Source organism: Psychrobacter sp. NPDC078631, assembly GCF_050268165.1.
In the GTDB taxonomy this organism is placed as follows: domain Bacteria; phylum Pseudomonadota; class Gammaproteobacteria; order Pseudomonadales; family Moraxellaceae; genus Psychrobacter.
Genome location: NZ_JBNNGG010000001.1, coordinates 40,634 through 53,621, shown reverse-complemented (window position 1 = coordinate 53,621; position 12,988 = coordinate 40,634). Strand labels below are relative to the sequence as shown.

10 protein-coding genes are annotated in these 12,988 nt (G+C 43.6%); 3 read left to right on the top strand and 7 right to left on the bottom strand.

The genetic code is table 11. The annotated features are described in order from the left end of the window. Position 1 precedes the first annotated feature (1 nt). Positions 2 to 1,285: an FAD-dependent monooxygenase gene (locus ACQKCP_RS00215; protein WP_427610842.1), complete on the bottom strand. Its 1,284-nt coding sequence runs from the start codon at positions 1,283 to 1,285 to the stop codon at positions 2 to 4. Between the two features lie 168 nt (positions 1,286 to 1,453). Beyond that, a complete protein-coding gene (locus ACQKCP_RS00210; RefSeq protein ID WP_427610841.1) occupies positions 1,454 to 2,782 on the bottom strand; it encodes a UbiH/UbiF/VisC/COQ6 family ubiquinone biosynthesis hydroxylase in 1,329 nt (442 codons plus the stop codon). A gap of 600 nt (positions 2,783 to 3,382) precedes the next feature. Here ACQKCP_RS00210 and ACQKCP_RS00205 point away from each other — a divergent pair. Next, positions 3,383 to 4,486 carry a PhoH family protein gene (locus ACQKCP_RS00205; protein WP_179798643.1) on the top strand — a complete coding sequence of 368 codons (1,104 nt, stop codon included), beginning with the start codon at positions 3,383 to 3,385 and terminating at the stop codon, positions 4,484 to 4,486. Between the two features lie 318 nt (positions 4,487 to 4,804). After that, positions 4,805 to 5,404, top strand: a complete 600-nt coding sequence (gene ybeY, locus ACQKCP_RS00200) for an rRNA maturation RNase YbeY (RefSeq protein WP_427610840.1) — start codon at positions 4,805 to 4,807, stop codon at positions 5,402 to 5,404. Positions 5,405 to 5,453: 49 nt separating this feature from the next. On the opposite strand, the gene ACQKCP_RS00195 is transcribed toward ybeY, so the two are convergent. Next, the gene (locus tag ACQKCP_RS00195) at positions 5,454 to 6,329 is read right to left on the bottom strand and encodes a mechanosensitive ion channel family protein (RefSeq protein ID WP_101206253.1); all 876 of its coding nucleotides are present in this window, start codon (positions 6,327 to 6,329) and stop codon (positions 5,454 to 5,456) included. Between the two features lie 191 nt (positions 6,330 to 6,520). Then, positions 6,521 to 7,408 (bottom strand): TonB family protein, encoded by an 888-nt coding sequence (locus ACQKCP_RS00190; RefSeq protein ID WP_201567158.1) that lies wholly within the window; start codon positions 7,406 to 7,408, stop codon positions 6,521 to 6,523. Positions 7,409 to 7,989: 581 nt separating this feature from the next. On the opposite strand from ACQKCP_RS00190, the gene ACQKCP_RS00185 reads away from it, so the two are divergent. Continuing rightward, on the top strand, positions 7,990 to 8,769 hold the full coding sequence (locus ACQKCP_RS00185) for a hypothetical protein (RefSeq protein ID WP_427610839.1): 780 nt from the start codon (positions 7,990 to 7,992) through the stop codon (positions 8,767 to 8,769). Positions 8,770 to 8,855: 86 nt separating this feature from the next. On the opposite strand, the gene ACQKCP_RS00180 is transcribed toward ACQKCP_RS00185, so the two are convergent. From ACQKCP_RS00180 to nuoM, 3 genes are all read right to left on the bottom strand, one after another. Further along, on the bottom strand, positions 8,856 to 9,683 hold the full coding sequence (locus ACQKCP_RS00180; protein ID WP_427610838.1) for a ferredoxin--NADP reductase: 828 nt from the start codon (positions 9,681 to 9,683) through the stop codon (positions 8,856 to 8,858). A gap of 194 nt (positions 9,684 to 9,877) precedes the next feature. Then, complete coding sequence (locus tag ACQKCP_RS00175; RefSeq protein WP_427610837.1) at positions 9,878 to 11,356, bottom strand: NADH-quinone oxidoreductase subunit N; 1,479 nt, start codon at positions 11,354 to 11,356, stop codon at positions 9,878 to 9,880. Between the two features lie 3 nt (positions 11,357 to 11,359). Next, positions 11,360 to 12,985, bottom strand: a complete 1,626-nt coding sequence (gene nuoM, locus ACQKCP_RS00170; protein WP_427610836.1) for an NADH-quinone oxidoreductase subunit M — start codon at positions 12,983 to 12,985, stop codon at positions 11,360 to 11,362. Positions 12,986 to 12,988: the final 3 nt, after the last annotated feature.

The following is a 12,988-nucleotide window of genomic DNA, read 5'->3' as shown; positions in this document are numbered from 1 at the left end:
TCTAAACCCCACTCGCCTGCTTAGCAAATAAGCGCATCAATGGCTTGATTTTGCTGACTCGGTACATACCTTCATTACGGATTTGCTGCACAGGACGCATTTGTGCAAGCGACCCTGCAAATAACCAGTTAAGCGCAGAAAAGCTATGCATCATTAGGCTATTATGCGGACGGCGCGAACGCTCATAATGACGTAGCGTTTGATTACTTCCCCAAAGCGTACCGCCACTACGGGTAAAGTCATGCTTTAGCTGCTCACATAATACTTGCACGTCCAGCATACCGAGGTTCAACCCTTGACCCGCCAGCGGATGTACGCCATGAGCTGCATCGCCAATAAGTACCAAGTTATCAGCGACGTAGCTTTTCGCTTGCTGTGCCGCTAATGGAAAACTAGCGATAGACTCAATCTGATTAATCGCACCCAGCTCGTAATTGCTAGCAGCTGCTAACTTATAAGCGATAAAACGATCTTCTTCCTCTATCAATGCTAATGCTTGATTGCGCGGCAATGTCCATACGATCGACTGCCAATGCTGCGGATTTGTCTTATCAACATCGGTTATATCAGCTAGCGGCAATAGTGCCAACGTACCCGTCGGTAGCATAGCTTGGCGTGCCGTTGCCTGATGCGGTTTCTCAGTCTGAATCGCACAGCAAATCGCCGTTTGATTATAGTCAAGCGTATCTACGCCAATCCCTACTTGCTGACGGACAAATGAACCGCGCCCATCAGCGCCAACTAATAGACGCGCATCAATCGCTTCGCCATTGTCCAGAGTTACACGGTAGCCTTGCTGTGCACCTAGCCAATCCATATTGACAACTTTATGACCAGCGATAAGGGTCAGATAGTCACTGACATCAGCTTCATGCAAGCGTTGCCATAGTGCGTGCTCGATAACAGCAGGCTCGACCATACTGCCTAATAATGTAGGCTCATTAGTTTTACTACTATTATCCTCGGCGCCAATACCTTCACTTTCGCCAAATAATAACTCACCCATCCCATTTAGCTGCCATACCTGCATTTGCGAGTAGTCTGCTTTGCGTTTAGAGGCGGCAATCTTTTGCCACGCGCCAATGTCATTGAGCAGATTAATACTGGCCATACTGAGTGCATAGACACGTGCATCACGTTTGCTAAGTACATGTTGCCAAACTGACTCATCACGCTCAGGACGGGCATCAATCAACGTCACTGGCATTTTATCTTGCGCCAACTTTAGAGCAAGCGTTGCCCCAACGATACCGCTACCGATAATCAACGTATGGTTGTTTTTCATAAGGTGTCTCTCAATATTGCTCAATATTAGAATGATGATTATCAATCTTAATTACAGTTAGTTGATTCAGTTTAAAAGAAAGACAAGGCAACCGAGTGCAGATTGTATAGGCAATACTTCAAGCGAGGTTAACGCTGTCACTCTTTTAAAGAGGATTTAACTATAGCGCTATGATTTTAGACCCATCGCATAAGTGGCGACTAGTGGCTTGATATTTGGCAATTTATCAAAGGCCAACAACGCCATATTTCGTGCCAGCTTAATCGCTGGGTTAGGATGCGTGAAGCCGTGTACTACCGCATCACAGAAACGAATCACTCGCTTCTGGTCAGTTTGACGTGCTTTTTCATAACGCTTTAATAGGTTTGCATCACCGATATCTGCGCCTTTGAGCACTTGTGCATTTAGCATTTGTGCCAGCACATGTGCATCTCGCATACAGAGATTAAAGCCTTGACCGGCGACAGGGTGTAAGGTATGAGCGGCATTGCCCATAATAACGCAGCGCCCTTCTACTTGCTTATCTGCTAGTACGCGGGTCAATGGATAGGCGCCGCGGCGACCCGCAGTGGTGAACTTGCCAGCGCGTTGACCAAAGGCTTGTTGTAGCGTTTGCAAGAAATGGGCATCGTCTTCTAAGTATCTGGTTTCTTCACCTGTTGGGCATACCCACACGACAGAGCGTCTGTAGCCTTGTTGATACTCATCATTGCCATCGCCCTTTGGATCAGTCAGTGGGAGCACAGCAAGTGGGCCTGCTGGACTAAAACGCTCAATCGCTGCATGCTCGTGTGGTGTATCTGTCTCTACTACGCCGACGATGGCCGTTTGCTGATAGTCATACGTAGTTGTACCGATATCTAGCAATTGTCGTACCGTAGAGTCGCGCCCATCACAGGCAACTAATACGCTAGCTTGTAGCTGCTGCTCGTTTTCGGCTTCATCGTTATAATTAAAGCTAAGTGTCACACTATCGGCCTGCTGCTGGACAGTCGTCACATTGGCATTATCTATCAAGGTAATTAGTGGCTCTTGCTGTGCGGCTAATAAAAGCTTACGACCCAGCCAAGCATTTTCGATAACTTGTCCAAATGATTCGACCTTTTCCTCTGCTTTATTCAGCTGCGCACGCCCAAAGCTGCCTTGCTCACTAATCTGTACAGTGTCGATACGGCAGGCATGGCTCTGTAATTCATCCCACAGTCCAACCTCTTGATAGATCTGTACCGTGCGCCGTGATAACGCCGTATTGCGACTGTCTAAATAATGGCTGCGAGTACTGTCATCCGTTGGACTGATGGTTGGATAGCTGTTTTTTTCTAATAAGGTGCTCGCAATACCGTGATGGGCCAATAGCAATGCAAAAGACAAACCAACATGACCACCACCTGCGATAAGTACTTGCTGGTCAGTTATCGCTTCTTTGTTTTTAGAGATGCTGTCGAACTTTTTAGGTATGCTGTTAGCATTGGATAAATGTGAATCAGTATCTTGCATCGTTATTTTCCTAGTATAATCTTTTGGACAAGCTATTTATTAATGATAGATAGCCGCTCGTCACTAACGTTATTTTATAATTTTTATCATGTCGCTGCTGTTATTAGATAGGTTGCAGCAACCTATGGTATCGCCCATAGATTACCACAAATTGTCTATTATGCCGTGGTCTTAACCGTAGACAAATCGTTTCTTTACTCTCATCATAAACGAGGTTTATATTTATAAAACTCAAATATCTTAATCTTATTAAAGCATTATCATATGGTGGGTAGCGATGAATTATATAGAACTGATAGCAACATCGAATCAATCTATAGAAAATCGCTGAAGTATTTGCAATCCGCATACAAAAACAGCGTTATCTATCTGATGTATGGCTTGAAATTTAAAAATTCTCTACCATAATGAAGGCAAGACTTTTCATTACTTTCATTTACCACCTTCCACAAAAACAACAATAATATCGCCGTCATTTTTATCATCTATAATCTTTTTATCACCTAAACACTGTAACACCACTAACTATTTTATTTCTGCAACCCGTCACGCAATTAAAACCAAATCATAGCGTCGGGTACACAATAAAAGGATAATCGCTTGACTGATTCCATGAGCCGCCGTATAAAGTTTGAATCATTGACCCCAGCACAGCTAAAGACCGTGCTTGGTGAATACAACAATCACATGAAATATATTCAAGAACGCCTCGATATTAAAATCATGCAGCGCCAAGGTGATTTTTGCCTGAGTGGCGATGTGACCAATGTCGAACGCGGTGAACGTATTATCTACAAAATGGTAGATGAAGCACAGAACACCAAAGACATCAGTGCAGAAGAGCTGCACCTTATCATCCAATCTAGCCTCTCTCGTGATGAAGACATCGAAGAAGACGAACAAGACCATGATGACATGGAATATGATGAAGATTTGGATGAGGCTAGCGAGTTTACGCCCATCAGTTTACGTACACGTAAAGGCCGCATCGTTCCGCGTGGTGGCAACCAACAGCGCTACGTAAAAAACGTCCTGAGCTCTGATGTATCGTTTGGTATTGGGCCAGCTGGTACGGGTAAAACGTATCTAGCAGTGGCATGTGCCGTCGATATGCTTGAGCGTAATGAGATTGAGCGTATTTTGCTAGTGCGTCCAGCGGTAGAAGCTGGCGAAAAACTGGGCTTCTTGCCAGGTGATTTGACCCAAAAAATCGATCCGTACTTACGCCCGCTATATGACGCACTCTATGAGATGATAGGCTTTGAAAAAGTCGGTAAAATGATTGAGCGTCAGATTATTGAAGTGGCGCCGCTGGCCTATATGCGTGGTCGTACTTTGAATAACTCGTTTGTCATTCTCGATGAAGCGCAAAATACCACGCCTGAACAGATGAAAATGTTTTTAACCCGCTTGGGCTTTGGCTCACGTGCCGTCATTACTGGGGATATTACTCAGGTCGATTTGCCACGTGGTCATAAGTCAGGCTTGGCACAAGCGATGGATATTCTAAAAGATATTGAAGAGATTCATATCACAAAGTTTGATTCAAAAGACGTCGTACGACATCAATTGGTACAGCAAATTGTTGAAGCCTATGACGTATTTGATGAAGAGCAAATGGCTTTAGAAGAAAAACGTAAGTTTGAACGTATTAAAGAACAAGAGCGTAGACAAGCCGTCGCTAATGCAGCAGCCAATCTGTAATAATCAAGCTAATCACTGAATTGCAATCATTTGCTATAAGCATTTATCTTGCATAAGAAAACCGGATTACTAAAAGTAGTCCGGTTTTTTCTTACCGACAGTTTATTGAATTTAGCTCTTTCGCTACTAGTCGCTTACCAGTAACTTAGCTATAGTAGCCTCTATATATTCTATACATTGGCCTCTCTTTATTAGCCAAAAATTTAGCGATGAGATAAACAGTGATTGAACTACTTTTACGGTAAAAAACTGGCAAATAAAAAACCTAGACACTGCAGCATTAGAAACGCATTTATTTATAATAAAAAGGATAGCAATATGAGCCAACCTGACAATACTAATTTCGATGACAAGATTGCTAGCAACCATGCTAGCTTAGCAGCACTTGATATCAGTGCGACCGACAGTATTGATGATGAAATATTAGATACTTTTTATAATCGCGAGGATTTACTATCAGTCATGATGGCGACTTTAGATTATATAGATGGTCGTATTAATAATGGTCTGACCCTACCCTATTTTGCAGATATCGATCCTGAGCTATGGCAGGAAAAATCTAAAACTCTAGATATATATATCACTGATGACGTCGAAGGCCGTGCTCTAAATCTAGAAGCACGTGGTAAAGACTATGCGACCAATATTTTGTCTTATCCAAGCGAATTACCTGCAGCCGTCATTGAGCTGATGCCAACATTGCCTCTTGGAGAGCTGATTATCTGTCATGAAGTGATGGTACGTGAAGCGGCTGAACAGGACAAAACCGTGGCGCAGCACATCAGCCATTTGCTAGTGCATGGCGTGCTACACCTACTAGGTTTTGATCATGAGCTCGGACAAGCTGAGCAAGATGAGATGGAGTACTTTGAAATTGAGATTTTGGCATGTCTAAACCTACCAAATCCTTATATTTAAACTAGCACTGCTTTATTAAACAGTCTTTTAACTCTTAGACAGCTACTCATTAATCTTTAGTTAATGGTAGCTTTTGCGCTTGACCCATTTGGTTGATCATATGGTCTAAGCCTTTAACATGGACACTGCGCTGCGGGAATGGAATCTCGATTTTCTCATCATCTAGAGCTTGCTTGAATTGCTCTAGTAGCTCGCATTGCATCGACCACCAGTCGGCATTGGTTGTCCAAACGTTTAGGGTAAGATCTACTGAGTTATCGCCTAGATTGGTCACTCGTACGATAGGCTCAGGATCAGTAAAAGCCAATGGGTTATTTCTTGCCAGACTTAACATCACGTCTTTAGCCGTTTTGATATCAGCATCATAGCCAATACCGACAGTGATATCGACGCGCCGATTGGGTAGCGCTGTATAATTGACCACAGGTGAAGTCGTGATATCGCTATTAGGAATGATGATATCGTGATTGTTAATGGTCGTCAGATGGGTATTAACCAAAGTAATCTCAGTCACCGTACCTGTGTAGCTACTAATCTGTACGTAATCACCGCGTACAAACGGGCGAAATGTCACAATCATAATACCAGCGGCAAAATTTGATAGCTGGTCTTTTAGTGACAAACCAACGGCAACAGCGGCACCACCTAAGATCGCGACGACAGACGTAGTCTGTACACCGACTTTGCTAAGTGCAGCTAAAATCACTACGACCAGTAGCACGCCATACAATAGACGACTTAAAAAACTAGCAACTGTCTCGTCCAGATGGCTACGCGTCATCAGGCGATCGGAAAAAGCGACTGCCTTTTTGGCAAGCCAACGTCCAACGATAAATATAAGTATTGCTAAAGCGACCTTAATGACCAGCTCTAGGGCGTTGCTCGTTAAGGTAGCGACATCGACGGTAAAACCTAAAAATTCCATACTGACTCTTTATTTTATAGCTGTGTGTTATGAACTTGCGTATCTTTAATGATAAAAAATAGTGCGTTGAACGTTATTCTTAGCAGTTGTGTCTTCAGTGACATTTTTTTCAGCAACTTTATTTTCAGTAGCTTTTTTCTTAGTGCTTGTCTTCTTAGCACCTATCTTCTTAGTGCATGAATACGTTAACCTTAGTACGTTACTTCGACTGTATCACTATAGCGGTAAGTACGTATCAAGCGCAGCTCGACGATATCGCTCATGTCTTCGGTGAACTTACCAAAGGGTGCAGCTTGTCGTACCGACTGCTTGGCCGCTTCATCCAATATCGTAGAGTTCGAGCTTTCAAGCAAACGTATGGCCTTGATATTGCCGTCGTTACTGATGATAACCATAAGCCGTACTTCACCCGTAATGCCTTGAGCACGCGCTTGCACGGGATAATGCAAGTTACCCACTCGCTCGACATGCTCACGGAATGTATTGATATAGTCTGCTGCCGCACCCCGTGTGGTCGAATTACTATCCATCGTCACGACTTTGGATTTGGTCGCGTAGACCTGCTGACGCTGAGATAGCTGAGCTTCTAAGGTTGCAATCTGCTTACGTAGCCGCTCTTCTTGTGCCATCGCATCATCTTGCGCTTGCTCGCTATCATTATCCGACTCTACAGTGGCCTGACGCCAACTTAACGTCGTGCGTAGGTAGCTTTCTTGATAGCGCTGCTGACGCACTTTGCGCTGTAAGTTAACGATGTCTTGAGTCTCACTCATTTGCTCAGCAGACATTGCACTTAGCTGATTGTTCTCTTGTCTGAGCTGCTCTTCTATTGTACCGCCGCCCTCTTGTGAAGCATTGGCAATAAAGTGCGCATCTTCATTGGGCTGCATATTGTCGGTCAGCGCCTTTGCCACATCTTGCATCATAGCAGCTGGGTCTTTTCCCATAGAAAAGCTAATCCCGAAAATAATCAGCACATGAACAGCCACCGCAATAACAATAGCGACAGGCAAACTTATATCGCGCTTGGGCGCTTGCGCGGAAAAATGATAGCTCTGTGAGTCTTTTATATAGGCCACAATGAATCTCAGCTTGTGAGCACATCAGTACAAAGCACTATTTAATAAGTGTTGTAACGATAGGCATGATTTATACTGGCGCTATCATAACATGACATAGAATTATGTCGCCAGTATAAGCACTGAGACGGCATTTTGACATCTGCCATACAGTATTGGTAACCTTATCCGCTGATTGAAAAACATACATTTGAGAATATATAAGGTAGACGAAACACTGCTTATACCAAATGAATTGCTATAAAACGCATGTGTTCATTTTGAAGCCACTGTATTTGTTATATACTGCTTTAGCACAATAGAATTAGTAGCACGATACTTTGCAACAATTAGAACTGTGCATCGTCTTAATTAGGCATAGTAGATGATCAAGCAGCACAGTAAGTGCGGATTTACTGTTCACTAGTATCAGAGGTCAGTTTTTCGCTTTTGCTACCTATCAGTATAAAAATTACTAATGGTCGTAGATATTCAGAAATTATAGATGATTAGCGTTCGTTTAAATTAATGATAGCCTGCAAAGTTTGTTTAGCCATTTTTACGTCACCGATTGAATGACGCGCCCTATAAGGATAATAAGTTTGAGTGACTTTGATAACGTGAATAATTCAGACAATTTTGATGAGTTCTTCGAGAGTATTGGCTATCGTTTTGACGAGTCATTCGGCAGTGGTTGGGAGCGTATCGCCCAATCGGTTAAAGATATCTATAATAAGACGACGGACAAGTTCGAAGATGAGTTGTCATTGCCAGTGGCACAGACTTACGTTAATGATGCACTACAAACATTCGTCACCGACAATGTAAAAGCCATTTTAGAGCTACGCGTCGAGATGCATGATGATTGGTTTCGTTTGTACTGCACTGTCAATGCAGGCGGCATCTATGCTGAGGTGGCAAGTAACTTTAGCTTAGTTCACGTCCAACTCGATCGCAATGTGCAACGCTTTGTATTTGGTCAGCAAACTTATACCGATATATTAAATCTGCGCTGCGAATCTTTTATCAAACGTCAAGGTGTCAAAATGGCGATTTGGTTTTATCATAGCGTCCTCAAAAAAGACCCTTTAGGATTTATTCTGTCGTACGTCAATATTGCTCGCGCAAAAGATGAAGTGATTTATCTCGATATCCATCGTTGGTTAAAAAACAACAAGAAAATCATGAGTACTTTGCATAAGGTGCAGATAAATTATGGCGAGCTAGAAGAAGAGCAAATGATTTTGAAGGCTCAAATCAACTATCGTGATTTACTGGCGGCCAGCAGTAACGAAGATATCATTGGTGATGATGACGATCCTGAATTGATGCAAGGCCCTATTAACCCTATAGACGATGCGACTGAGCCAAGCCAAGAATAGCTCTCTAATGCTTTATCTTATAAAAAACGCTGCATCTTAAAGGTTATCGCCTTATAAATGCAGCGTTTTTTTATGAAAGTCGATAACTACCAGTAGTTCTCTACAGCAATATTACCTTCACCGCGACGATTCATTACCAGTCCCAACGTCTTTAACGCCTCTTTGGTATCTTCTACCATATCTGGATTACCGCATAGCATGACATGCGTAGTATCAATATCTAATTCGATACCCGCGCGCGCTTGTAACGTACCCTCTAGCAGTAGCTTCGGCAGACGCTCTGACAACGTGCCTTCGACAGGCTCACGAGTGACGATTGGGATAAAGATAAGCTTTGCTGGATTATCAACCAGCGTACCGAAGTCTTCTTGTAGGCTCTCGATTTTTTCAACGTACGCAAGTTCTTCCGTCGAACGGGCACTATAAGCCAGTACAATGTGCTCGTAATCTTCCCATGTCTTTAAATCTTGCAGCATCGACAAAAACGGTGCTAAGCCAGTGCCTGTTGCTAGCAGCCATAAGTCTTTTGGCAATGGTTTTTGGTAGCGTGCTAACGTCAAAAACCCAAATGGTATGGTATTAAGCAGTAGCTCATCGCCCACTTGTAAATGCTGTAATTGCGAGGTAAATGCACCGTCAGGAATCACGATAGAGAAAAACTCTATCACCTCATCAAATGGCGAAGAGACTATCGAATACGCGCGAAAAACATATTCATTCAATGCGGTATCAGCAGTGTCATCACTTATCTCAGTCTGTTGATAATATTTTAATTGACTAGGATTGACGCCCAAGCGTACAAACTGCCCCGCTGTAAACTTAAAACTATCGGGACGGCCGACGGTAAAGCTAAATAAATTTGGCGTCCATGTGGTTTTGCTGAGCACCGTTACGGTTTGAATATTATCACTCATAATTATTCGTCACTTATACTTTATTAAACTGTATTTTTATAAGATATCTTTGATAGGCAAAAGAAGATAAATGCCAAAAAGGTAAGCATAAAAAAAGATGCGCCAAGCTTATCATAAAGCTGGCGCATCTTGGTTTTTTAACCGTAACAACAGATAGATCGTAGCGACTTATCTGCCGTATTGACTCAGCGACATTACCAAATGCGAGCCAAACTTGCCCACTCAATCATACTATTTGGCAAGATACCAAAGAATAGAATAATCGCAGTCACAGCAATGACCATGATACCGCCGGTACGAATACCCCACTGCCCAGACACGTCAAACTCGATGAACTGCTTAGGACGTTTGAACAGCGTGAGTAAAACACGTAAGTAGTAGAATAGACCTATCGCACTACCTAAGATAATCATCGCAGCCAAGAACCAGTTGGTGCCTTGTACCGCAGCTAAGATAGCAAATAGCTTAGTGATAAAGCCTGCCGTCAACGGAATACCAGCCAATGACAACATCATGATAGTCATGACAGCAGTCAATACTGGACGACGCCAGAATAGCCCTTGATAATGCGTCAACTCATCGGCTTCACCAGATAAGCGATACGGACTCGACATCAACGTTACTACGCCAAAGGCACCGATAGAAGTAAAGGCATAGACTGCCATATACATACTAGAGATACTATCAGCGGCCGAGCCAATGCTGACAATCACGATCATCACATAACCCATATGGGCAATAGATGAGTAACCGAGTAGACGCTTGAGACTGGTTTGACGTACTGCCAACAAGTTACCTACCAAGATAGATAACGTTGCCATGACCATCAATAGCATTTGCACTGATGGCAATGCCAGCAAAGCAGTATCGATTAAGAAGCGCACGGCCAGTGCCATCATCGCCACTTTTGATACTGATGCTAAAAAGGTAGCGATAGGCGCTGGTGCACCTTCGTAAACATCTGGCGTCCACATGTGGAAAGGAGCAGCCGAGAGTTTAAAGGCGATACCAAACATCATCATTGCCGCGCCCAATATCAGTAATGGCGACTCAAAGATATTGCCTAGCACCATGCTGATTGGCTTAAATGCTAGTGAGCCTACTTCTGCATAGATAAAAGCCATACCCATCAGCAACGTCGCTGATGCAGTCGCCGACAATACCAAATACTTCAATCCCGACTCAAGTGACTGGTTGCGCATATAAGTATAAGCGAGCAAACCATATAGTGGTACTGACAGCATCTCTAGGCTCAAAAAGAATGACGCCATATGCTGCGCGCTTACCATGAGTAATGCACCAATGGTCGATAGCAGCATGAGCAAATACAGCTCTTCTTTATTGTCTTTGAGGTTAGCTAAATACGCATAAGACAGCGTACAGCAAGCCAAGGCACAGATAAAAATCACCACCATATTAAACTGAGCAAAGTTATCAATAACAAATAACTGCTCAGCGTTTGGTGCGATAGATCCGCTGTCAATCACACCGATCATTTGCCCGATAAGGGTAAATAGACCAATATTTAAGCCTGCCACCGTAATCGTACCAGTGACCATGTGCGAGCGTTTAAAGGTAATCGCGATCATAACCGTCAGTACCGTAATCACTACGGCGATAATCGGCGCGTAAGGCAACAATCCTATCAAATCATTCATCGTAATATCATTCATGACTTAACGTGCCTCCATTACATCAAGTAGCTGCGACGCATCTACCTGTGTCACTTGACTGTATATATATGCGTTATTGATCCACTGCATAGCGTGACTTGAGGTATCAAGAAATGGCTGTGGGTAAAGTCCTAGCCATACCAAACCAGCGGCTAACATCAGTAGTAATGACAGCTCGCGCTTGCCCAAGTCTTTTAATTTACGTGCAGGTAAGCCATGTGACTTAGTCTCTCGCTCTGCTAATGCGGCGATATTGTTTTCACCAAATAGTGCGCGATGAATCAAAATCAACGAATAAAGACCTGCTAATACCAAACTGAATGTTGCAAAAATAACGAATACTGGATACTGAGCAAATGAGCCAAATAAAATCATGAACTCGCCAATGAAGTTACCCGTACCAGGAATACCTAGCAGCGCGGCACAGAAGAACATCAATATCGGTGCGTAATAGCGGAACTGCCCCCACATACCACCCATCAAGGTCAAATCGCGTGTATGCAGACGCTCATATAGCTGTCCTGCCATAATGAATAGTGCTGCTGAACTCAAACCATGAGCAAGCATCTGAATCATCAGACCTTGCAAGCTGAGTAATGTTCCAGCATAAATTGCTAGTACCACAAAACCCATGTGCGAGATACTGGTATACGCCAGCAAACGCTTCATGTCGGTTTGCATAAACGCTAGCCATGCACCGTAGAAGATACCAATCGTACCTAGGGTAATCGCTATCGGCGCAAACTCTTGTGACGCTGCTGGAAATAGCGGCAACACAAAACGAATCAAGCCATATGCAGCAGTCTTAATTAGTACACCCGCCAAATCCACCGAACCTGCCGTTGGTGCCTGCGCATGCGCATCTGGCAACCAGCCGTGGAAAGGAATGATTGGCAACTTCACCGCAAAACCAATGAAGAAGCACAGCATGATTGGATATTCCCAGCCGCCAAGTGACGTACCGAGCAGGTCATTATAGTTAAAGCTCACTACCCCTTTTTGGGCGTAGCTGATAATGACCAATACCAAAATACCGATGAGCATGATAAGCCCAGACGCTTGGGTATAAATAAAGAACTTGGTGGCCGCGTATTCTTTGGTTTTGCCAACCACATCATGACCCCAAATCGCGATCAAGAAGTAGATAGGAACCAGCATCATCTCCCAAAAGAAGAAGAATAAGAACAAATCAATCGATAAGAAAACACCGATGACGCCGCCCAAACTCCATAGCAAGTTCAGGTGGAAGAAACCAACGCGGCGCTGAATCTCATTCCACGAACAAGCAACAGCTGCCACACCAAGTAAGCCTGTGAGAGCTACCATCATCAATGACAAACCATCTAGTGCTAAGTGAAAGCTAATACCAAAACTTGGTATCCACGGCACACTAAATTCTGCTACCCAAGGCACTGCAGCATCTGGTGCAATGACCTGCTTACTCATACCGCTAAAATCACCTTGCTGCCAAAGTACCAACGACAAAGCAAAGGTCAACGTCATACCGATCAAGGCAATCCAGCGCGGCAGACGTTTATTAAATCGCTCTACCACCCAGCATAGCAATCCTGCAATAAAAGGAATTGCGATTAATGCTGGTAGCATCCACGTTTGTTGTAACTCAATCATCTT

Coding starts and splice junctions, on each gene's coding strand:
- ACQKCP_RS00175 (WP_427610837.1), bottom strand. CDS start 11,356: ATGAATGATATTACGATGAATGATTTGATAGGATTGTTGCCTTACGCG.
- ybeY (WP_427610840.1), top strand. CDS start 4,805: ATGAGCCAACCTGACAATACTAATTTCGATGACAAGATTGCTAGCAAC.
- ACQKCP_RS00195 (WP_101206253.1), bottom strand. CDS start 6,329: ATGGAATTTTTAGGTTTTACCGTCGATGTCGCTACCTTAACGAGCAAC.
- ACQKCP_RS00180 (WP_427610838.1), bottom strand. CDS start 9,683: ATGAGTGATAATATTCAAACCGTAACGGTGCTCAGCAAAACCACATGG.
- ACQKCP_RS00215 (WP_427610842.1), bottom strand. CDS start 1,285: ATGAAAAACAACCATACGTTGATTATCGGTAGCGGTATCGTTGGGGCA.
- nuoM (WP_427610836.1), bottom strand. CDS start 12,985: ATGATTGAGTTACAACAAACGTGGATGCTACCAGCATTAATCGCAATT.
- ACQKCP_RS00210 (WP_427610841.1), bottom strand. CDS start 2,782: ATGCAAGATACTGATTCACATTTATCCAATGCTAACAGCATACCTAAA.